The sequence below is a fragment of the Winogradskyella psychrotolerans genome (genome assembly GCF_018860565.1).
Classification (GTDB): Bacteria; Bacteroidota; Bacteroidia; order Flavobacteriales; family Flavobacteriaceae; genus Winogradskyella; species Winogradskyella damuponensis.
This window is the reverse complement of the sequence record NZ_JAHKPS010000022.1, coordinates 494263-517473: the sequence shown is the minus strand read 5'-3', so window position 1 is coordinate 517473 and position 23211 is coordinate 494263. Positions and strand designations below refer to the sequence as shown.

The 23211-nt window shown below is 32.7% G+C and carries 20 protein-coding genes; 13 read left to right on the top strand and 7 right to left on the bottom strand.

Annotated features, from left to right (window positions below; all coding sequences use genetic code 11):
* The first annotated feature begins 26 nt into the window (after positions 1-26).
* The 3 genes from KO504_RS11195 to KO504_RS11185 all read left to right on the top strand — a co-directional run bounded on the left by KO504_RS11195 (position 27) and on the right by KO504_RS11185 (position 5920).
* Positions 27-383, top strand: coding sequence for a hypothetical protein (locus tag KO504_RS11195; protein ID WP_252723668.1), 357 nt, complete (start codon positions 27-29; stop codon positions 381-383).
* A 66-nt stretch (positions 384-449) separates the two neighbouring features.
* The gene (locus KO504_RS11190; RefSeq protein ID WP_215926891.1) at positions 450-4772 is read left to right on the top strand and encodes a CusA/CzcA family heavy metal efflux RND transporter; all 4323 of its coding nucleotides are present in this window, start codon (positions 450-452) and stop codon (positions 4770-4772) included.
* A 2-nt stretch (positions 4773-4774) separates the two neighbouring features.
* Positions 4775-5920, top strand: a complete 1146-nt coding sequence (locus KO504_RS11185; RefSeq protein ID WP_215926889.1) for an efflux RND transporter periplasmic adaptor subunit — start codon at positions 4775-4777, stop codon at positions 5918-5920.
* 114 nt (positions 5921-6034) lie between these two features.
* On the opposite strand, the gene KO504_RS11180 is transcribed toward KO504_RS11185, so the two are convergent.
* Positions 6035-7573 carry a glycine--tRNA ligase gene (locus KO504_RS11180; protein WP_215926887.1) on the bottom strand — a complete coding sequence of 513 codons (1539 nt, stop codon included), beginning with the start codon at positions 7571-7573 and terminating at the stop codon, positions 6035-6037.
* 77 nt (positions 7574-7650) lie between these two features.
* Positions 7651-8556 carry a hypothetical protein gene (locus KO504_RS11175; RefSeq protein ID WP_215926885.1) on the bottom strand — a complete coding sequence of 302 codons (906 nt, stop codon included), beginning with the start codon at positions 8554-8556 and terminating at the stop codon, positions 7651-7653.
* 70 nt (positions 8557-8626) lie between these two features.
* Here KO504_RS11175 and KO504_RS11170 point away from each other — a divergent pair, with 70 nt between their 5' ends.
* Positions 8627-9304, top strand: a complete 678-nt coding sequence (locus tag KO504_RS11170) for a ComF family protein (protein ID WP_252723667.1) — start codon at positions 8627-8629, stop codon at positions 9302-9304.
* Positions 9305-9386: 82 nt separating this feature from the next.
* Positions 9387-11000 (top strand): Ig-like domain-containing protein, encoded by a 1614-nt coding sequence (locus KO504_RS11165; RefSeq protein WP_215926881.1) that lies wholly within the window; start codon positions 9387-9389, stop codon positions 10998-11000.
* Here the strand turns inward: KO504_RS11165 and KO504_RS11160 are convergent.
* The 3 genes from KO504_RS11160 to KO504_RS11150 all read right to left on the bottom strand — a co-directional run bounded on the left by KO504_RS11160 (position 10984) and on the right by KO504_RS11150 (position 13687).
* Positions 10984-11766, bottom strand: a complete 783-nt coding sequence (locus KO504_RS11160; protein WP_215926879.1) for an amidohydrolase — start codon at positions 11764-11766, stop codon at positions 10984-10986. The two genes, KO504_RS11165 and KO504_RS11160, sit on opposite strands and share 17 nt — an antisense overlap.
* Before the next feature lie 115 nt (positions 11767-11881).
* Positions 11882-12493 carry a hypothetical protein gene (locus tag KO504_RS11155; RefSeq protein ID WP_215926877.1) on the bottom strand — a complete coding sequence of 204 codons (612 nt, stop codon included), beginning with the start codon at positions 12491-12493 and terminating at the stop codon, positions 11882-11884.
* A 51-nt stretch (positions 12494-12544) separates the two neighbouring features.
* Complete coding sequence (locus tag KO504_RS11150; RefSeq protein WP_215926875.1) at positions 12545-13687, bottom strand: methionine aminotransferase; 1143 nt, start codon at positions 13685-13687, stop codon at positions 12545-12547.
* Between the two features lie 171 nt (positions 13688-13858).
* Between KO504_RS11150 and KO504_RS11145 the strand changes: the two genes are divergently transcribed.
* Positions 13859-15991 (top strand): S46 family peptidase, encoded by a 2133-nt coding sequence (locus KO504_RS11145; RefSeq protein ID WP_215926873.1) that lies wholly within the window; start codon positions 13859-13861, stop codon positions 15989-15991.
* A gap of 170 nt (positions 15992-16161) precedes the next feature.
* On the opposite strand, the gene KO504_RS11140 is transcribed toward KO504_RS11145, so the two are convergent.
* Positions 16162-16632, bottom strand: a complete 471-nt coding sequence (locus KO504_RS11140; protein WP_215926871.1) for a DUF1569 domain-containing protein — start codon at positions 16630-16632, stop codon at positions 16162-16164.
* Positions 16633-16729: 97 nt separating this feature from the next.
* Positions 16730-18046 (bottom strand): adenosylhomocysteinase, encoded by a 1317-nt coding sequence (ahcY, locus tag KO504_RS11135; protein WP_215926869.1) that lies wholly within the window; start codon positions 18044-18046, stop codon positions 16730-16732.
* Between the two features lie 131 nt (positions 18047-18177).
* Between ahcY and KO504_RS11130 the strand changes: the two genes are divergently transcribed.
* The 7 genes from KO504_RS11130 to arfB are packed head-to-tail and all read left to right on the top strand — an operon-like array spanning position 18178 to position 22932.
* Complete coding sequence (locus KO504_RS11130) at positions 18178-18804, top strand: 4'-phosphopantetheinyl transferase family protein (RefSeq protein WP_215926867.1); 627 nt, start codon at positions 18178-18180, stop codon at positions 18802-18804.
* Positions 18804-19544: a geranylgeranylglyceryl/heptaprenylglyceryl phosphate synthase gene (locus KO504_RS11125; RefSeq protein WP_215926866.1), complete on the top strand. Its 741-nt coding sequence runs from the start codon at positions 18804-18806 to the stop codon at positions 19542-19544. The genes KO504_RS11130 and KO504_RS11125 overlap by 1 nt, the downstream gene beginning before the upstream one ends.
* 21 nt (positions 19545-19565) lie before the next feature.
* A complete protein-coding gene (locus KO504_RS11120; RefSeq protein ID WP_215926865.1) occupies positions 19566-19826 on the top strand; it encodes a hypothetical protein in 261 nt (86 codons plus the stop codon).
* Complete coding sequence (pnuC, locus tag KO504_RS11115) at positions 19810-20442, top strand: nicotinamide riboside transporter PnuC (RefSeq protein WP_215926864.1); 633 nt, start codon at positions 19810-19812, stop codon at positions 20440-20442. The genes KO504_RS11120 and pnuC overlap by 17 nt, the downstream gene beginning before the upstream one ends.
* Positions 20403-20972: an AAA family ATPase gene (locus tag KO504_RS11110; RefSeq protein ID WP_215926863.1), complete on the top strand. Its 570-nt coding sequence runs from the start codon at positions 20403-20405 to the stop codon at positions 20970-20972. Before pnuC ends, KO504_RS11110 begins: the two co-directional genes overlap by 40 nt.
* Complete coding sequence (locus KO504_RS11105) at positions 20969-22528, top strand: DUF4301 family protein (protein ID WP_215926862.1); 1560 nt, start codon at positions 20969-20971, stop codon at positions 22526-22528. Before KO504_RS11110 ends, KO504_RS11105 begins: the two co-directional genes overlap by 4 nt.
* Complete coding sequence (arfB, locus tag KO504_RS11100; RefSeq protein WP_215926861.1) at positions 22528-22932, top strand: alternative ribosome rescue aminoacyl-tRNA hydrolase ArfB; 405 nt, start codon at positions 22528-22530, stop codon at positions 22930-22932. The genes KO504_RS11105 and arfB overlap by 1 nt, the downstream gene beginning before the upstream one ends.
* Positions 22933-23211 lie beyond the last annotated feature (279 nt).

The following is a 23211-nucleotide window of genomic DNA, read 5'->3' as shown; positions in this document are numbered from 1 at the left end:
AAATAGTAGCTTTTACATATTCAATTTTGATACTTTTTCAAAGTTTCAATATAGGCATAGAAGATCTTTCTAAGTTTGGAATATTATTGGAGCATGCTGAGTTTCATAAAGAAATGTACGGAGACACCTTTTATCAGTTTCTAGCAGAACATTATGGAGATGCCAAGGTTGATCACGATAATGAGCATGATGAACATCAGGATTTACCATTTAAAGATGCACATCAATTATGTTCTCACATGAGCATCCCTTTTATAAATCCTATAATTGCTTTTAATTTTACTCCTCAAAGTTTTATAAAAACTCCTTTCAACTTTTATTACACAGATTCTCATACTAATTTTGAGAAACTATCTGTTTTTCAACCACCCAAACACGCATAATTCATTTTTAGATTTTTAATCCTGTTTATTAAAACGGGCATTTATTAAATTTTATTTTTTTGAATTATGTTAGAACACATTATAAAGTTCAGCTTAAAAAACAAGCTGATTATTTTCCTGTTTACAGCATTTATTATTGGTTTTGGTATTTTATCCTTAACCCAAATTCCTATTGGAGCTGTTCCAGATATTACTAATAACCAAGTACAAGTTATTACCACATCGAGCAATTTATCGACGCAAGATGTTGAACAATTCATTACCTATCCTGTAGAATTGGAAATGGCAAATTTGCCAGGCGTAGAAGAAATCCGTTCCGTATCAAAATTTGGTCTTTCTGTAGTTACCATTGTTTTTGAAGATGATATGGGCACCTTTCTTCCTAGACAACTGATTGCCGAGAAAATAAAATCGGCAACAGAAAAAATCCCAGAAGGCTTTGGAAGTCCGGAAATGGGACCAATCACAACAGGTTTGGGTGAAATTTATCAATACATTTTAGATGTAAAACCGGGTTATGAAGACCAGTATTCTGCAACCAATCTAAGAACCATCCAAGATTGGGTTGTAAAACGCCAACTTTCTGGAATTCCTGGGGTCGTTGAAGTGAATACTTGGGGCGGATTTTTAAAACAATACGAAGTTGCCATCAATCCGAAGCAATTACATGCTATGAATATTTCGATTTCTGAAATTTACAATGCATTAGAAAAAAATAACAGTGTTGCTGGGGGTGGTTATATTGAAAAAAATGATGAATCTTTTTTTATTCGTGGTGAAGGTTTGGTGAAAACCTTAGACGATATTGAAAATATTGTAGTTAAAAATGTAACGACACCAATATACATTAAAGATGTTGCCAAAGTTGGTTTTGGAAGCGCTACACGCTTTGGAGCTATAACTGGAAATGGTGAAGGCGAAAAAGTTTTAGGGCAAATAATGATGATTAAAGATGGAAATTCTAAAGCCATCATAGATGCCGTAAAAGAACGCGTAGCATCCATACAACATACCTTACCAGAAGGTGTGTTTATCAATGGTTTTTTAGAACGTAGCGAACTCATTAACAAAACGACTTTTACAGTTTCAGAAAACTTAATTCTGGGCTCACTCATTGTCATTTTTGTGGTGGTTTTGTTACTTGGAAATCTGCGTTCTGGCTTAGTAGTCGCTTCTGTAATCCCTTTAAGTTTATTGTTTGCCATTTCTATGATGAATGTGTTTGGCGTTGACGCCAACTTAATGAGTCTTGGAGCTATCGATTTTGGAATCATTATAGATGGCGCTGTTATTATCGTAGAGTTTATTGCTTTTCAAATTATTTCGCAAAACGATAAATTAAAAGCACTCCATAAACAAGCAAAACAGACAGAAATTGATGCTATTACACTAAAAAGCGCCTCTAAAATGATGAATTCTGCCATTTTTGGACAATTAATCATCTTAATTGTTTTCATTCCTATTTTAGCTTTAAGCGGTGTGGAGGGCAAAATGTTTAGACCAATGGCATTGACCTTTAGCTTTGCTTTAATTGGTGCCATGTTGTTGTGTTTAACCTACGTTCCTGTGGTAGCTTCGTTATTTCTAAAACCTAATAAACAATCATCAAAAAACGTTTCGGTACGTTTAATGAATATTATTAATAAAGGGTATCAACCTATTATTAATTGGTCCTTAGCCCATAAAAAAGTGGTCATTATAGTATCGTCACTTTTATTAGCAATTAGTGTTTTAATATTCAGTAAAATGGGAGGTGAATTTGTACCGACTTTAGATGAAGGAGATTTTGTGATTCAACCCGTACTTAAAACGGGAACTTCATTAGGAAAAACCATAGAAATTACTACAAAAATAGAACAGATTCTACTTGACAATTTCCCCGAAGTAAATCAAGTGGTTACTAGAATTGGTGCGGCTGAAGTCCCAACAGACCCAATGTCTATGGAAGAAAGTGATGTTATTATAAAACTAAAACCTAAAACGGAATGGGTCTCTGCAGCGAGTAAAGATGAATTGGCAGATAAATTTAAAGAGGCACTTTCTATTATTCCGGGTATGGATGTGGAGTTTACGCAACCAATAGAAATGCGTTTTAATGAACTCATTACCGGAGTGAGAGCAGATGTTGCTATTAAAATTTTTGGTGATGATTTATCCGTTTTAGCAAAAAAAGCAGATGACGTTAAAGCCTTAATTGAACATGTTGAAGGAGCTTCCGATATTATAGTTGAAAAAGTTGAGGGGTTACCACAAATGAGTGTGATTTTCAATCGGCAAAAAATAGCACGTTATGGTCTTAATATTTCAGATATAAATCATTTGATTTCAATGGGATTTGCAGGAGGAACGGTTGGTAATGTGTTTGAAGGAGAAAAGCGGTTTGATTTAGTGATGCGTTTAGATGAATCGAGCAGAAAAAATTTGGCTAGCCTTCAAGACTTATATATTGATGTGCCTAACGGAAACAAAATTCCATTAAGCGAATTAGCAGATATAACATATACAGAAGGACCTGCTAAAATTTCTAGAGACGACACTAAACGCCGCATTGTTGTTGGTATTAATGTTAGAAATAGGGATTTAGAATCGGTAGTAGATGATGTCAGATCAATTCTCAACACCCAATTAAAACTTCCTGTTGGCTATACGATTACTTACGGAGGTCAATTCGAAAATTTACAAAGTGCTAAAGACAGATTGTTAATTGTTGTTCCAATTGCCTTGGCTTTAATTTTTATACTCTTGTATTTTGCTTTTGATTCAGTAAAGGAAGCTTTAATTGTATATTCTGCCATTCCTCTCGCTGCAGTTGGTGGCATTTTATTATTATGGTTACGCGATTTACCATTTAGCATCTCGGCAGGAGTTGGGTTTATTGCACTCTTCGGAATTGCTGTCCTTAACGGCATTGTATTAATTGAACATTTTAAAGCCTTACAAGAAGAAAATGCTAATGAAACGATTGAATCCTTAGTAAAAAGAGGAACTACTGAACGTCTAAGACCTGTATTATTAACTGCTTTAGCGGCCGCATTAGGATTTCTACCAATGGCCATTTCAACCAATGCTGGCGCAGAAGTGCAACGCCCTTTAGCTACTGTGGTAATTGGCGGCTTATTTACCGCAACCATCTTAACCTTAGTGGTTTTACCCGTTTTATACACATGGTTTAAACAAAAAACAGTTTTAAAAATGAATAAAACAACAGTTGTAACCATTATTGGTTTTCTATGCATGTGGAATGGCAATGCACAATCTAAACTTACCGTAACACAAACTTTAGATTTAGCAATAGAAAACAACGCTAGCTTAAAAGCGTCTAAATTACAAATTGAAAAAAGCGCTGCTTTTGTTGGAAGCGCCTTTAGTTTTGATAAAACAGAGCTCTATTATAATTATGACGAAAACAATATGGCTATAAATAATGAGCCCTTAAAAGTGTTTGGTATTGCTCAAAATTTCAAATTTCCAACGGTTTATTTTGCTGAAAAAAATGTAAATAAAGCCTTGGTTAATTTGCAAGAATCTAAGTACAACTTACAATTCCAAGAGGTTAAAAAACAAGTCTATTCAGCTTATTATCAGTTGAGTTATATGAAGCAGAAAGCTGAAACCTATCGATTTTTAGATAGTTTGTATCAAGATTTTGCACAAAAATCGGCACGACGCTTTGAACTTGGTGAAACTAATTATTTGGAAACCATCACCGCAGAATCGAAGCAAAAACAACTGCAAACCCTATATCATCAAGCTTTACAAGACGTTCAGTTTTCTAAAGAACAGTTAAAAGCCATTGTACAAGTAGACACTTTAGACATTGTAGACAAAGACTTAGTAAAGCTTAACTTACAAAGTCCTTCGCTTCAAGATAATTCTGGTTTATTGTATTTTGAAAGTGCTAAAACGTATCAAAATGCACGTTATAAAGCTGAAAAGCAAAACCTTTTGCCAGACCTTAATTTTGAATATTTTCAAGGCACCAACGACCAATTAAATACGAATATCAAGGGTTATCAATTTGGCATAAAAATTCCGCTACTGTTCTTTGGAAATTCTTCAAAAATTAAAGCCTTAAAAATTGCTAAAGACATTATTACAGAACAAAAACAAGATTATGAAGTGCAATTAAATGCCGAATATAAATCACTCTTAACCACACTAAGCAAATACAACGAAGCTATAAATTATTACGATACACAAGGAAAACGTTTAAAAGATGAAATTATAAAAACAGCCAACCGCACTTTTAAAGAAGGTGAAATTGACTTTTTTCAATACATCCAAAGTTTAGAAACAGCTAAAGATATTGAGCTGTCTTATCTAGATAATTTAAACGCATACAACCAAACTGTCATCAACATTAATCACCTTATTTTAAAACTATTTTAAAAATGAAATATCTACATATCATAATATTCGCCCTGCTTATCACAGCTTGCGAAAAAGAAAAAAACAATGTATTGGGAGTTACACCAACTGAAGAGGTGCATGAGGATATAACCGTCACACAAGCACAATTTAAAAGTGAAAACATGGCTTTTGGAAATATAGAGGAATTTGATTTTAACGAAGGTATAAAAGTCAATGGCATGATTGATGTGCCACCACAAAACAAATCAAGTATTTCAACTTTTATTGGTGGCTACGTTACTAAAACACCTTTATTAATTGGTAGCGAAGTAAAAAAAGGCCAACTTTTAGTTACACTTGAAAATCCTGAATATGTCGAAATACAGCAAAACTATCTAGAAGTCGCCGAGCAATTAAATTACTTAAAATCGGAATTTAACAGACAAAAAACCTTATTTGATGAACAAATTACGTCTGAAAAAAATTATTTAAAAGCAGAAAGCACCTATAAAAGCAACTTAGCACACTACAACGGCTTACGTAAAAAATTACAGATGATGCATATTAATCCACAACGTGTAGAACAAGGCACTATTTCATCGAGTATTAATTTATATGCACCAATTGACGGATTTGTAACTAAAGTAAACGTGAGTAATGGCACCTATGTTTCTCCAAGTGATGTTATTTTAGAAATTGTGGACACACATCATGTTCATTTGGAATTATCGGTTTTTGAAAAGGATATAATGGCTATTAAAAAAGGACAAAAAATTAGATTTCAGATTCCTGAAGCTTCAGATCAAACCTTTAATGCAGACGTTCATTTAGTGGGCACCACAATTGACGGAGAGAGTAGACGAGTTCAAGTTCATGGTCATATAGATAACGACGAAGATCATTTTATTGTTGGCATGTTTGTAGATGCTGAAATTATTACTGATAGTACAAAACGTATAGGTTTACCAAAAGAAGCGATAATTAGCTTAGAAGAGGCTAATTATGTTCTGGTTTTAAAAACGAAAGAAAACAATGAATTTCATCTCGAAAAAGTAAAAGTAACTATTGGAAAAGCAACAGAAGACGTTGTAGAAATTTTAAATTCAGAAGACTTGAAAGATAAAAAAATCTTAGTTAAAGGTATTGGAATGCTTTTAAATGATAGTGAAGGAGGCCATAGCCATTAGTATGATATATAATTGCCTTTACTAGCATTAATTCATAAAAACAAAACACCCAAACTTATAAGCTTGGGTGTTTTCGGTTTTATTAAAGATGCCTGATTTATCGGGACTTTATAATTACATTTTTTGAAGCCAATGCTTTACATCAACCTCAGCTTTTATAATAGCTTTTAAGTCTTCAATCTTCACACGTTTTTGTTCCATCGTATCTCTATGACGAATCGTAACAGATTGGTCTTCTAAAGTATCATGATCTACCGTAATACAAAATGGGGTTCCATTAGCATCTTGCCTTCTGTAACGTCTTCCAACGGCATCCTTTTCATCATAAGTCACGTTAAAATCCCACTTTAAATCATCTACAATTTGTTTTGCAATTTCTGGTAAACCATCTTTTTTAACCAATGGTAAAATCGCTGCTTTTGTAGGTGCTAAAACTGCTGGTAATTTTAAAACAGTTCTAGTTGTATTGTTGTCTAATTCTTCTTCGACTAAAGCATTTGAGAAGACGGCTAAGAACATACGGTCTAAACCTATAGACGTTTCTAATACATAAGGTGTGTAACTTGCGTTATCTTCATGATCAAAATACTGAAGTTTCTTTCCTGAAAACTCTTCGTGTTGTTTTAAATCGAAATCTGTACGCGAGTGAATTCCCTCTAATTCTTTAAAACCAAATGGGAATTTAAATTCAATATCAGTAGCCGCATCAGCGTAATGTGCTAATTTTTCGTGATCGTGGAAACGGTAATTATCTTCACCTAAACCAAGTGATTTATGCCATTTTAAACGTGCGTCCTTCCAATAGTCAAACCATTCTTTTTGTGTGCCTGGTTTTATAAAAAACTGCATTTCCATTTGTTCAAACTCACGCATTCTAAAAATAAATTGTCTTGCTACAATCTCATTTCTAAATGCTTTTCCGGTTTGTGCAATTCCGAAAGGAATCTTCATACGTCCTGTTTTCTGAACGTTTAAGAAATTCACAAAAATACCTTGCGCTGTTTCCGGTCTTAAATACAAGTCCATTGCAGATTCTGCAGATGCGCCAAGTTTAGTTCCAAACATTAAGTTGAATTGCTTAACGTCCGTCCAATTGCGACTTCCTGAAACAGGACAAGCAATCTCTAATTCTTCAATTAATGCTTTTACGTCTGCTAAATCTTCTTTTTCTAAAGATTGCCCTAAACGTTTTAAAATAGAATCGATTTTTTCTTGATAACCAACAACACGTCCGTTAGTAGAAATAAATTCTTCTTTATTAAAAGCTTCTCCAAAGCGTTTTTCTGCTTTTTTAACTTCCTTTTCAATTTTTGCTTCAATTTTAGCACAATAATCTTCTACTAAAACATCGGCTCTATAACGTTTTTTAGAATCCTTATTATCAATTAAAGGATCACTAAATGCATCGACGTGGCCAGAAGCCTTCCATGTGGTTGGATGCATAAATATTGCAGCATCAATTCCTACAATATTATCATGCATTTGTACCATGGCTTTCCACCAATAGTCTCTAATATTTTTCTTTAATTCTACTCCATTTTGAGCATAATCATATACTGCGCTAAGTCCATCGTAGATTTCACTACTCTGAAACACGTAACCATACTCCTTTGCGTGAGAGATTACTTTTTTAAATTGATCTTCGTTTGCCATAATACTGCAAAAATAGAAAACCGCTCTGATTAACAGAACGGTTTTTCAAAAATTATATCGTTATTTATTTACTTCTATTATATTAGAATAATACTTGTACTCCCTAATTTTATATTTCTGTGAAAGATATTGATAAAATAATGTCCTTTTTGAAAAGGTTGCTCATTCTTATCTGCAATAATTGCAGTACAAATTTCTAGATTTTCGTTATCATAATTTACAATTTCTCTTTTACTGTAATTTAATGATGCATCACCAAAAACCACTTCTCCTTTATCAGAAATCACGTTTCCTTGTGGACTCACAATTTGAATATAAATATCTTTTTTTCCTTTTAATGCTAGTGGATTTTCATTCAACGTTACACACACATCAATGGCATTGGCACGTTTTGCTTTATCTGTAAAACGTTTTTTACCAGACTTTAATTTATAAGATGTTGCATTAACATTACTCGCTTTTAAAATCGCTGCATTATAAATAGATTTGTGTAATGAGTCATTGACTTCTTCTAAATCGCTATTAACAACGACCAATTCATTTATAGTGCTTTTATTCTGTTTTATAGTATTTAAGGCATAACGTTTTTCATTCTGCAATTTAATATTAGCAGAATTTAGCGAGTCAATGGTGCGAAGTAGCACTTTACTCTTAGATTTTAAAACTACAAGCTGCTCTTTAAACCTAGTGATAATGGATAAATCACTATTTAATAATCTTAAAGAATCTAAGGCAACCTTAGTCTCTAATTTTGCTTCTTGGAGCTGAGAAGCCATAAGATCATAGTCTTGGCTCAGTTCGTCATAACTTAATAACAAGTCTGATAGTTCGGTTTCTATCAAAACTTTTTCTTGTTTTAAGAATTCTTCATAGGATTCATTTGACTTATATTTATTAAAGCTATATATTCCTAAAACAGTTAAAACGACTAATAAAGAACCTATAATTAATCTATAGTTAAATAATTGAGGGTTAACTATCATTATTATTTTTCTTAATTTAATGCGAAATTAGAGTTAATTGTACAGCGATTTTATTTTAATCGATTAAGTGATGAAAAACTTGTTAAACTTGTTCTTTCCTAAGGTTTGCGAAGCCTGTAATTATGTTTTAAGCGATAATGAGATGGTTATTTGCACATCTTGCAGACACCATTTGCCTATTACCAACTTTCATTTTGATAATGCTGAAGACGTAAAAAAGGTTCTTTACGGCAGAGTAAAATTAGAAAATGCAACAGCATTACTACATTTTTCTAAAAAAGGAATTGTACAACAAATGCTTCATAATTTAAAGTACAAAGGCCATGAAGCTATTGGAGGTTTTTTTGGCAAGTGGCTTGGCTCCGAATTAGCAACTGTTGAAGCTTACAAAACTATTGATGTTGTTGTGCCTGTACCATTGTATAAATCCAAATTGAGAAAACGCGGTTATAATCAAGTCGCTAAATTTGGTAAAGAAATAGCTAAAGCATTAAATATAGACTATAACGATAGGGTTTTAATAAAAACAAAAGCATCCAAAACACAAGTTTTTAAAGGCCGTATAAAACGTTGGAACGATGACGGAGCATTATTTGATATTTCTGAAAACAAATCTTTAACAAAAAAGCATATTTTATTGGTTGATGACATTATCACAACTGGCGCTACAATTGAAGCCTGTGCTTCTGTTTTGTTAAAAATTGATAAAATTAAGTTAAGTCTTGCTACAATGGCAATTGCCGATTGATTTTTTCGTTTTAACACTCAAAGCATATATGTTTTGAGTAAAGACATTTATATTGTTTCTTTGTGCTAAATTATTTTGATAGATGCGTTTACATTTAATGCGAATTTTAAGTCTGATTTTAATTGCAATAAGCATTATTAGCTGTGCCAATCGTGGTACACCAACAGGTGGTGAAAAAGATACAGAACCGCCTGTAATAACGCAATCTAATCCAAAGAATTATTCTACAAACTTTAAAGGAAAAACGATTAAAATTCATTTTAACGAATACGTTAAAATTAAAGATATTAGGAAACAACTTATTATTTCTCCTCCAATGGATTTAGATCCTATTGTAACACCTGCGAGCGGAGCAAGCAAATATATTTCTATCACTATTCAAGATACTCTACAAGACAATACGACTTATGCTTTTAATTTTGGTGAAAGTATTGTAGATAACAACGAAGAAAATCCATACCCTTATTACCGCTATGTATTTTCAACAGGAAACACCATAGATTCATTATCTGTAAAAGGACATATTGAAGATGCTTTACTTAAAGAACCAGACACATTTGTTTCTGTAATGCTTTACGAGGCAGATTCTACCTATACAGACTCTATAGTTTACAAACAGAAACCTAGATATATTACAAACACACTCGATAGTGTTACAACTTTTAGTATAGATAATATAAAGGCAGGTACCTATAAGTTAATTGCGTTAAAAGATCAAAATTCTAACTATAAGTTTGATCAAAAAAATGACAAAATAGGGTTTAAAGAAGGTTTTATAACAGTGCCAGCAGATTCCACTTCTCACAAACTAACATTGTTTAAGGAAAATGTAAACTTTAAAGCCTTAAAGCCAAAGCAAGATGGAGACACCAGAATTATTTTTCCTTATGAAGGAGACTACGAAAACATGCGAATTAAAGTCTTAAACGACAAACCTGAAGGTTACAAAACCCGAATCATTAAAGATAAAAAAACAGATACCTTATATTATTGGTATAAACCAAAATTTGAAATAGACACTACATTTTTCGTTGTTACAAACGAAAAGTATACAGACACTTTTAAACATCGTTTTAGAACTATAAAAGCAGATTCTTTAAAAATAACAGCCTTAACTAAAGGAACTATAAATTATGACGAGGATTTTGCTGTTGAAGCAAACATTCCATTAACTCAAATTGATACCACAAAAATTAAATTAACAACTAACGATTCGCTTTCTGTACCTTATAAAGTGAAGTACGACTCCATTTTTAATACCTATTTATTTGCTATTAATAAACAAGAAGGACAAAAATACGACTTTACCATGTTGCCTGGTACTTTTACTGACTTTTACGATAACACGAATAAAGACACGCTAAATTATTCCGTAAAAACAAAGATGAAATCTGAATACGGGAACATAAGAGTGAACTTAAAAAATGCTGAACTCCCTTTAATTGTTCAATTGGTAGACAATAAAGGTGAAGTGATGTATGAACAATACACTACTGACGCTCCTGCTGTAGATTTCACAAATTTAGCACCAAACCAATATGCATTACGTATTGTTTTTGATACCAATGGCAATGGTAAATACGACACAGGAAACTTCTTATTAGGTATTCAACCAGAACGAGTTAGCTACTCAGAACCAATAGACCCTGTACGTTCTAACTTTGATTTTGTTATTGATTTTAAATTTCAAGAGTAAAATTATCTCTATCGTTTAAGAAATTTAATTTTTCTCGGTATTTTTTAATAGCCGCTTTATCTAAAGAGACAATTTCAACAACATCTTGGTTTTCTAAAATAGTATCCAGCCTATTTCCTAAAACATCGTAAGCTGCAGAGTGTCCAGAATATTCAAAATTATTTCCGTCTAGTCCTACTCTATTCACGCCAACACAATAAGCCATGTTCTCGATTGCTCTTGCTTTTAACAGAGCATCCCATGCGCCTATTCTAATTTTTGGCCAATTAGCAACATAAATTATGAGATCGTAATCTTCAACATTTCTTGCCCAAACAGGAAATCGCAAATCATAACAAACTAGCGGACAAATTTTCCAACCTTTATAGCTAAAAGTTACCTTCTCTGTTCCCGCAGTATAAACCTTATGTTCTCCTGCTAAAGTAAAGGTGTGACGCTTGTTGTATGTGGTAATTGTGCCAGATGGCTCTACACAAACCATACGGTTATAAAACTTACCATTTTCAGAAATCACAAGACTTCCCATAATTACAGCTTGCTTTAACTTGGCTTGTTCTTTTAGCCAGACTATGGTGTTTCCTTCCATAGTCTCGGCAACCTCAGCAGGATTCATTGTAAAACCAGAAGTAAACATTTCTGGTAATACTACAAGATCAACGTCTGCTGAAATAGCAGCTATCTTATGACTTAATAATCGCCTATTTTCCTCTGGGTTTTCCCAAACTAATGCCGTTTGAACAATCGCAACTTTCAATTCTGAATTCATAGCTTAAAATTACAAATTTGAATTCAAAAAAAAGCATAAAAAAAGCAACCTAAAAAGCAGATACAATAATCTATCTACTTTTTAGATTGCTCTAATAAATTAATAAAGCTGACTTCTATAATTTACTTTTTGCCTTAGCTACTTTATTAGTTAGTTTATCCAATTTATCAAGCCACTTGATTTCGTCTTGAGGCGATAGCTTACCTTTTCTTTTTAGCTTTTCGTACTTCTTTTGTCCTTTTTCAAGATTGCTTTCTGCTTTTTGAAAATTCTTTTGAAGCTTTTCTTTTTTCTTTATTTCCTTTTCAGCCTTTTTCTGTGCTTTTTCTGCTTTTTTTTGAGCTTTCTCTGCTTTTTTATTCTCTTTTTCGAGTTTTTCAGCTACTTCTTCTTTTTTCTTTAATGCCTTCTCTTCTTCTTTCTTAAGCTTTGCAGCTGCTTTTTCAGATTTCACTGCTTCGGCCTTTGCTGTTTCTGCCTCTAATTTTGCCTTTGCTTCAACCTCTTTAGCTTTTGCCGCGGCTTCTACTTTAAGTTTTTCTGTAATTACAGCCGCTTCTTTAAAAATCAATGTTTTTTCTTCAAGAGTTAAAGTTTCAGTAACATCTTGTCCGTCTAAATAGATCTTCTCATTTTTAACCTCATAAATTTTTCCGTCTTTTGTAACTTCTTGTGCAAAAGAAGAAAGTGATAGGCTTAAGAATAATAGTATAATATAATATTTCATGATATAATTTTTTTGTTCATTATTAAGACACAGAAATCTGTAAAAAGTAACTTAAATTTTACATAAAATTTCTGAAGCCTTAACTAAAGTCTCGTCCGTTTTGGCAAAACAAAATCGTAACACCTTATCATCTTTATCTTTTTCGTTGAAAACGGATAATGGAATAGCTGCTATTTTAAACTCCTCAGTTAAGCGTTTTGCAACGTCTACATCATAATCATCTGTAATTTTAGAATAATCTAATACCTGAAAATAAGTCCCTTGTGATGGTTGAAACTTAAATCTAGATTCTGAAATCAAACTCAAAAACAAATCGCGTTTCTGCTGAAAAAAAGTATTTAAACTAAGATATGTTTCAGCGTCTTGCATATAATCTGAAATCCCTTTTTGAGATGGATGATGGACTGAAAACACATTAAACTGATGTACTTTTCTAAACTCTGACATTAATACTGAAGGTGCACAACAATAACCAATTTTCCAACCTGTATTATGAAATGTCTTTCCAAAAGAAGCCGTTATAAAACTGCGCTGTTTTAAATCTTCAAACAAACACGCACTTTGATGTTGAGCTTCATCAAATACAATATGCTCGTAAACTTCATCACTTAATACAAGAATATTAGTGTCTTTGGTTAATTTTTGAAGTTGAAGCATATCGTCTTTAGACCATGTCGTTCCACTTGGATTGTGTGGCGAATTAATAATCATCATTTTTGTCTGAGACGAAATTTTTGAAGCCACCTCTTCCCAATTCACCTTATAATTAGGTGCAGATAATTGAATCGGAATCGTTTGACCACCATTAATTTCAACAGCGGGCTCATAGCAATCGTAGGCGGGCTTAAATATAATTACCTCATCATTTGGCCTCACAAAAGCTGAAATGATTGTATAAATGGCTTGGGTTGCTCCGGCTGTAACTGTGATTTCTTTTTCAGGATGGTAAGAGCTGTTATACAATAATTCGTATTTATGAGCAATAGCCATACGCAACTCTAAATTGCCTGCCATTGGTGCATACTGGTTATACCCATTATTCATGGCATTGGTAACAAAATCATTTAATTTTTGAGAACTTGGATAATTAGGAAACCCTTGTGATAAGTTTAAAGCATGATGTTCTTTTGCCAAAGCACTCATTACAGTAAAAATGGTGATGCCAACATTGGGTAATTTTGAATTGAAATTCATCTGTTTATATGTATTATCTTTTAAGAGTCACATGCTGGTAGTTAAAATCATTTGCTAGGATATTGAAACTTTTCACATGTTCGTTTCATAAAAAGTAGTCTTTATATACAAAAACATTAAAGATATAAAACAAGCTTTTCTATCTTTACAAAAACTAATAAAATATTAATCATGCGCTTATTAAAAATTCTTTTTCTTTTCGTTGTTTTTCAAGCTTCTGCCCAACAAGGCGGTATGTGGATTCCTTCACTTTTAGAAGGTATGAATGAAGACGAAATGCAAAATTTGGGCAGTAAATTAACCGCTCAAGATATTTATGATGTTAACCATTCAAGCTTAAAAGATGCCATTGGTCATTTTAATGGTGGTTGTACTAGTGAGGTCATTTCTGATCAAGGTTTAGTACTTACTAATCACCACTGTGGTTATGGTCAAATTCAATCCCATTCATCATTAGAAAACGATTATTTAAAAGATGGATTTTGGGCCATGAATTTGGAAGAAGAATTACCAAATAATAGTTTATTTATTGAATTTATTGTGAGTATACACGATGTTTCAGAAGTGGTTTTAAAAGGTATTACCGATACCATGACTGAAACAGAAAAGCAATCTCTAATTTCTAAAAACAGTAATGCAGCCATGAAAACATGGCCAAGAGAATCGTGGCAAGATGTAAAAACAAAAGCTTTTTACGAAGGCAATCAATATTTCCTTTTTGTTACAGAACGTTTTGATGATATTCGTTTGGTTGGTGCTCCGCCAAGTAGTATTGGTAAGTTTGGAAGTGACACCGACAACTGGGTATTCCCAAGACATACTGGTGATTTTTCTTTGTTCAGAATTTACGCCGATGCTAATAATCGTCCGGCAAAATACAGCAAAGACAACAAACCGTACAAGCCAAAACATTTTCTTCCAATCTCTTTAGATGGTGTTGAAGAAGGCGATTTTACTATGGTGTTTGGCTTCCCTGGAACCACAAGTGAGTATTTACCAGCTGTTGCGATAGAACATATCACAAAAGATTACAACCCTACGAACATTGCAATTCGTGAAGCAGCTTTAAAAGTCATTGATCAAAAAATGAAAGAAAGCGATGCCGTTAGAATTAAATATGCCTCTAAACAAGCGCGAATTGCTAATGCATGGAAAAAATGGATTGGTGAAAACTTAGGTATTAAAAGAAGTAATGCTGTTGAAAAACGTCGCGAATTTGAAGCCACATTCACAAAAGCCTTAAAAGAAAAAGGACTTGAAGACAAATACGGAAATATTCTTCCTGAATTTGATAGACTTTACAAAGATTTTGCCCCTATTAACATTAAACGCAGAAACTTTATTGAAGTCTTTTTAGTGACTAATGAGCTTATGCAAATGACCTTTAGAGCTTACCAAGTTGAGCAAGCTTTAATTGCCAATCCTGAAAATCTAGAAAGAGGAAAAGAAGTTTTAACTGGTCAACTAAGAGGTATTCATAAAAATTATGATGCAAAATTAGATAAAGGTGTTTTTGAAAATGTGATGAAATTATACCAACCAAATAATGTAAATTCATTAATATATGGTGAAACCGCTTTTACCAACTTAGAATCGGCTTTACAATTACTTGAAGGTGATACAGAGACTGTAATTAAAAATCTAAATAACGATGCTGCTTATACGTATGCAAAACCAATAATCGAAGAATTTTTCAATACTATTGATGCTGAATACCAACAAAAAAATGCTCCTATAACAGCATTGCAAACACAATATATGACAGCACTTATGGAAGCCTTACCTAACGAGCGTTATTTTCCAGATGCAAATAGTACTCTTCGTGTCACTTACGGCCAGGTAAGAGGCTATTCACCAAGAGATGCTGTGTATTACAATCCTGTAAGCTATTTAGATGGCGTCATTGAAAAATACATTCCAGATGATTACGAATTTGATGTCCCTCAAAAATTAATTGAACTATATGAAGCCAAAGATTATGGACAATATGCTAATAAAAACGGAAAAGTACCTGTTTGCTTTTTAGGAACGAATCACACAACTGGTGGAAACTCAGGAAGTCCTGCGATTGATGCTCATGGGAATTTAGTTGGATTAAACTTTGACCGTGTTTGGGAAGGGACTATGAGTGACATGAATTACGATCCGGAAATCTGCCGTAACATTATGGTAGATTTACGTTATGTACTTTTTATTGTTGATAAATATGCTGGAGCAAAACATCTGATTGATGAGATGAAATTGGTTCACCCTAAAACCGACAACTCTAAGAAAAAGAAGAAAAGAAATAAGAAGAAAAAGTAATCAGTTCTTTAGTCTTCTGTCGTTCGTTAACGACTTATATAATTAAAAAGCCCTCACAAGTTTAAACTTGTGAGGGCTTTTTATAGCTTGATATAAGCTTCTCTATACCGTTCTATCACATTTGATTTGCCTCAACGCTACATCGATAATCTATAAGCCTCATAAGCTAATTATTTCAATATACTCTTCACAATTTTTAAATGATGATTGGTGTGCGCTTCTAAGAATTGTACAACTCTTGATTTATTTACATTGCCAAACAAAGGGTGTTTAAAATAAGCATTGTTGTCTAAACTTGATATTGTTTTTATCTGCGCTCTCGCTTCTGCTAATTGTAATATAATATCAGCTTCTAAAATGACTTCAGGCGGTGTCACATATTTTGGAGCTTTTGCTTTTCCTCTTGGAAAGAATCTAAATTTCAATAACAATTTACCTACCAAACTAAAATTATCCTTATACAAGGCTGGATCTGAATCCTGCATATTTTTCACAACAGCATTAATCACTTTTAAACTATGATCTATATGCCATGCCACATTCGCTTTTGAAACACTTGTGTTTATAGCTTTACTTTTAGGAATTAAACCTTCTAAAACATCTAATCTCTTTTGCAAAACAGTACTATTAACTGCACTCATTTTAATTTTTTATTGAAAGGTAACTATAATAAAAAAATCCCAAACACTAATGCTTGGGATTTTTCGATTATAAGATTTCTGCTTGCGCAGGAATTTATTAGTATCTGTAATGCTCAGGCTTATAAGGACCTTCAACTGTTACACCAATGTATTCTGCTTGGTAGTCTTTTAACTCCGTTAACTCAACACCTATTTTTTCTAAATGTAATTTAGCCACTTTTTCATCTAAATGCTTTGGTAACATGTATACGTCATTGTCATACTTATCACTGTTTTTCCAAAGTTCAATTTGCGCTAAAGTTTGGTTTGTAAATGAATTACTCATTACAAAACTTGGGTGACCAGTTGCACAACCTAAGTTTACTAAACGACCTTCTGCAAGAATGATAATGTCTTTCCCATTAATGTTATACTTATCTACTTGTGGCTTAATCGTATCTTTAGTGTTACCATAGTTTTTATTTAACCAATCCATTTGAATTTCGTTATCAAAATGACCAATATTACAAACAATCGTTTTGTCTTTCATGGCTTCAAAATGCTCTGCACGTACAATATCTTTATTTCCAGTAGTTGTAATAATGATATCTGAATTAGTAACAACAGTTTCTAATTTCTTTACTTCAAAACCATCCATAGCAGCTTGTAAAGCACAAATAGGATCAATTTCAGTAACAGTTACAATAGAACCAGCACCTTTAAAAGAAGCCGCTGTACCTTTACCAACATCACCATAACCACAAACAGTAACACGTTTACCAGCTAACATAATATCTGTTGCACGACGAATAGCATCTACTGCAGATTCCTTACAACCATATTTATTATCAAACTTAGATTTTGTTACAGAATCGTTTACGTTAATTGCTGGCATTGTTAATGTACCATTTTTAACACGCTCATAAAGTCTGTGAACTCCCGTTGTCGTTTCTTCAGATAAACCTTTAATTCCAGCAGATAACTCTGGGTATTTATCTAAAACCATATTGGTTAAATCACCACCATCATCTAAAATCATGTTTAATGGTTTACGATCTTCACCAAAGAATAATGTTTGCTCAATACACCAATCAAATTCTTCTTCTGTCATGTCTTTCCATGCATACACAGCTGTTCCTGCATCTGCAATTGCAGCAGCAGCTTGATCTTGCGTAGAGAAAATATTACAAGAACTCCAAGTTACTTCAGCACCAAGAGCTTGTAAAGTTTCTATTAAAACTGCCGTTTGAATTGTCATATGTAGACAACCAGCAATTCGTGCTCCTTTTAAAGGTTGCTCATTTTTATACTCTTCACGTAAACTCATTAAGCCTGGCATTTCTGCTTCAGCCAATTCAATTTCTTTTCTTCCCCAAGCCGCAAGCGACATATCCTTTACCTTATTAGGTACGTAAGCAACTGTTTTTGTACTCATATTATTTTCTTTGTTTATATATTTTGAAACACCTTTGGGGTTAACACTTAAATAGTTAAATTCGCTTATCTAAAAAACGCTTAATCCGCCTTAGGCGATGCAAAGATAATCAATAACATTCATAATTCTAAATGCCACTATACAAATCCATTAGTGTAAATTCACAAACTACTGTTAAAATCTGGAAGATTGAAGAATCTTACGACGCATTATTTCAACCCTTAGATTTAAAACCACAAAGTTTACAACGTGTGTTAAGCATGAAAAGTGAGTTACATCAACGTGGTTTTTTAAGCGTTAGACATTTATTGCACGAGTTTGGATACACAGATCAGGATTTATATTATGACGAAAACGGAAAACCGCATCTTAAAGATGGTAAACACATTTCTATAACACATTCATTTACATTTTCTGGAGTCATTATAAGTGATGCTGAAGTTGGTATTGATATTGAAAAACAGCGTGAAAAGATAGGAATTATTGCACATAAGTTTGTCGATTATGAATCTAATTATGTAAAACCTACGGACGAAGATTATATTAATAAACTTACCGTCATTTGGGGAATAAAAGAATCCCTTTACAAACTTTTTGCTACTCCTGGCATGTTATTTAAAGACCATTTTTTAGTCATCCCGTTTATGCTAGAAGATGGTTGCACAGTAGCGTGGATAGATTATAAAAACAAAAAATATAGATACCATACAGCGTTTTTAGAATTTGAAGGTTTTACTTGTGCTTATGTCATTCCTTAATGAATAGTATTTATAAAAATATAACCGCTTCAAAAGCTAAAGATGAAAAATTATTAGCCGTTTTGATTGATCCTGATAAGATGAATCTTAATGATGCTTCTCGTTTTATCTCTAAAGTAAACCAATCGATAGCAACTCATATTTTTGTTGGAGGAAGTGAAGTTGATGAAGGCTTAACAGACTCCTTAGTTATTGAGGTAAAAAAATACACCAATCTACCAGTAGTTTTATTTCCTGGTGACGTCATTCAAATAACAGACAAAGCCGATGGAATCTTATTTTTATCCTTAATTTCTGGTCGAAATCCTGATTATTTAATAGGAAAACAAGTCGAAGCTGTTTCAAAACTGGCCAAGACCAATCTTGAAATTATTCCAACAGGTTATTTGCTTATTGAAAATGGAAAAGAAACGGCCGTACAACGTGTAAGTGAAACAAAACCCATACAACGAAAAGACCTTCAAACCATTAAAGATACCGCAAAAGCAGGAGAATTATTAGGCATGAAACTTATCTATCTCGAAGCTGGTAGTGGCGCAACACATGCTATTGAGCCTCATATTATTTCCGAAGTTAAACAACAATTAAACATCCCTCTAATCGTTGGTGGAGGTATAAGAACCAAAACAGAAATAGAAGCGGCCTACAAATCAGGAGCAGATATCGTCGTCATTGGAACTGCGTTTGAAGATAACGAAGCCTTTTTTGATAAATTGAAAAAACAGCAAATACACAACTAATAAATAGTTAAGACAAGGACAATGAAAATATCCATCGAATTACAATTATCTCCATTAAAAGACGATTACGAACCTCATATTATTGATTTTATAAAACACTTACGAGCTTCAGAATTCACGGTTTTAGAAAACCCTTTGAGTACTCAAATTTATGGTAATTACGATACATTAATGCCGTTTTTAACTCAAGAAATAAAACGTTCATTTTCAGAAATTGATATTGCCGTATTACAAATGAAAATTGTAAAAACAGACCGAAGCGACTATGAACCACATTTTTGATTTTCTTTTTTCGCAATATTCTGATTATGAAACCACTGATATTGTTTTAGAAATTGTAGCCGTTATTTTTGGTTTTTTATCGGTTTGGTATTCCAAACAGAATAAACTTCTTGTTTTCCCAACAGGAATGATAAGCACGCTGATTTTTGTTTACCTACTACTAAAATGGGAACTCCTTGGAGATATGATGATCAACGCTTACTACTTCTGTATGAGTGTTTATGGTTGGTATATATGGACACGTAAAGTAGATGCCACACACGTTACTCAAATATCAAAAACTACTAATAAAGAAAAAATACTAAGCCTTGCCATATTCATAGCAACCTTAGTATTTGTATTCATTGTATATAAAAGCTTTGACAAATGGAATGGCTGGGTAGCTTATGTAGATACCATAACAACAGCTATATTTTTTGTAGGTATGTGGTTAATGGCAAGGAAAAAAATAGAAAATTGGATCTTCTGGATTATTGGCGATGTGATTTCTGTACCTTTATATTTGTATAAAGGATTCACATTCACAAGTTTTCAATATTTAGGATTTACAGTTATAGCAATATTTGGTTATTTAGCATGGAAAAAAAGCTTAAACAACAAGCTAGCAACTGCATAAAAGTAGTATTATTTGGCCCAGAGTCTACAGGTAAAACAACATTATCTCAACAACTAGCCAGACACTATAACTCCGTTTGGGTGCCAGAATATGCTCGTGAATATTTACAAGATAAATGGAACAACGAACGCAAAACATGTGAACCTAAAGATTTATTGCCCATTGCAATTGGCCAGATGAATCTCGAAAACAAATTAGCTAAAAAAACAGATTCTGTTTTAATTTGCGACACCGATTTACTTGAAACTAAAGTTTATAGCGAAGTTTATTACTCAGGAACATGTGACCCGATTTTAGAAGCACATGCTCTAAAAAACTCTTACGATATTTACTTTTTAACCTATATTGACACCCCGTGGGAAGCTGATGACCTAAGAGACAAACCCAATGAACGCGAACGTATGTTTAATGCTTTTGAAACCACTCTAAAAACACATAATAAACCTTATATTTTATTAAAAGGAAGTAAAGAGAAACGTCTTAAAATTGCCATACAACATATTGACAACCTACTATTGAACAAATTATGAAGTTTACCAAAAAAGACATAAAACAAATCGAATCTAAAGATTTAAACTTAGATGTTGTAAAAAAACAGATTCAAATTTTCGAAACTGGAATTCCGTATACAAACATTTCAAAGGCCGCGACTATTAACAATGGCATTACGGTATTAAACGATACTTTAATTGAAGAATATATTTCCTTATTTGAAAAAGAAAAAGACAACAAATCGTTATTAAAATTTGTTCCAGCATCTGGTGCAGCAACTAGAATGTTTAAATTTCTATTTCAATTTGTTAACCAATATAATTCCAATGAGCAATCGCTCAATTCTTACATCAATAGAAATAACCTTAGAGAATTATCTCTTTTTATGGTTGGAATGGAAAAATTTCCGTTTTACAATCAAGTTTTAAAACTGTTAAAATCTAAAAACATAGATTTTAAAACCTTGCCTAATACAGAAAAAGTATGGCAATTTGCAAAGGCCATGCTAGATCAAGATCAATTAAATTTTGGAAATCAACCTAAAGGCTTATTACCTTTTCATCAGTATAAAAAAAATCATATATCTACAGCTTTTGAAGAACATTTATACGAAGCTGCTTTGTATGCATCAAGTAACGGCTTAGCTAAGTTGCATTTTACCATTTCAGAAGATCATCAAAACAAATTCAAAAAAGAATTTAAAAAAATCCAACAAGATATTGAGCAAAACACAGGTGTTAAATTCGATATTTCTTTTTCATATCAACAAAAATCAACAGATACAATTGCTGTAACTTTAAACAACAAACCCTTTCGGGACAAAGATGGCTCAATATTATTTAGACCCTCTGGACATGGAGCCTTATTAAAAAATTTAAATGCACTCGATGCTGATATTATTTTTGTTAAAAACATAGATAATGTTGTTGTTTATAAATATAAAGAAGAGGTTGCTACCTATAAAAAAATACTCGCGGGAATTCTTTTAAAATTGCAATCTAAAGCATTTGAATATTTACACGATTTAGATTCTGAAAACATTACGGAAGATAATTTAGCAGCCATTGAACATTTTATAACGGAAGAATTAAGTATTAAAATATCTGATGAGTATAAAAAATATACTGATTATTATAAAATTGAATACTTACATGAAAAACTAAACCGTCCGATTCGAATTTGTGGTATGGTAAAAAATGAAGGGGAGCCTGGTGGTGGTCCTTTCTGGGTAAAAGATCATAAATCTAACCAATCACTTCAAATAGTAGAGTCGGCACAAATCAATTTAAAAGATCCAAAACAAGAAGAAATTCTTAAAAACGCTACGCATTTTAATCCTGTAGATTTAGTTTGTGGCGTAAAAAACTATAAAGGTGAAAAGTTTAATTTAGAAAATTATGTCGATCACAATGCCGCTTTTATAACTCAAAAAACTAAAAATGGTAAGGATTTAAAAGCCTTAGAATTACCTGGACTTTGGAATGGAAGTATGGCACATTGGAATACTATTTTTGTTGAAGTTCCTATTATTACTTTTAACCCCGTAAAAACAGTAAACGATTTATTAAAATCACCACATCAAATTAAAGAATAGTGGATGTAACCTTACTTAAATCTGAATTAACCTATAAATACGTTCGAAGCTCGGGAAGCGGAGGACAACATGTAAATAAGGTGTCTTCTAAAGCCGAATTATACTTCGATCTCAAAAACACATCTGTTTTTAACCAAGAAACGCAACAAAAGCTTTCAGAATTCTTCAGCAATAGATTAACAAAGGATGGTATTTTAATTTTAGCTTGCGATGAAAGCCGAAGCCAATTTAGAAACAAAGCTTTAGTCACACAACGCTTTATAGAATTGATTGAAGAAGGTTTAAAAGAAGAGAAAATACGTATTCCAACAAGAATTCCTAGAGGCGTTAAAAAGAAACGCTTAAAAAATAAGCGTATCCATGCTGATAAAAAAGCAAATCGGAAGCCTCCAACACTTGAGTAAACGCTCAATCCTTTCCACTAAAATATTAGAACCTCAAAGCTTTACGTTTACACCATCTTACCCGACGTTTTTGTGTCAAAAAAAAAAAAATCAAAATTCGTCATTAGTAATTCTAAAATCCGTTATATCTTTGCCGCGTTCTCAATAAAGGGGTGCCAATAAGTGGCTGAGATCATACCCATTGAACCTAGAACAGGTAATGCTGTTTAGGAAACGAGCGCAAAGAAAATGTCCTTTTTGGATGTTTTTGGCAGGTGCTATAAGGTTTTCAATGTTTAT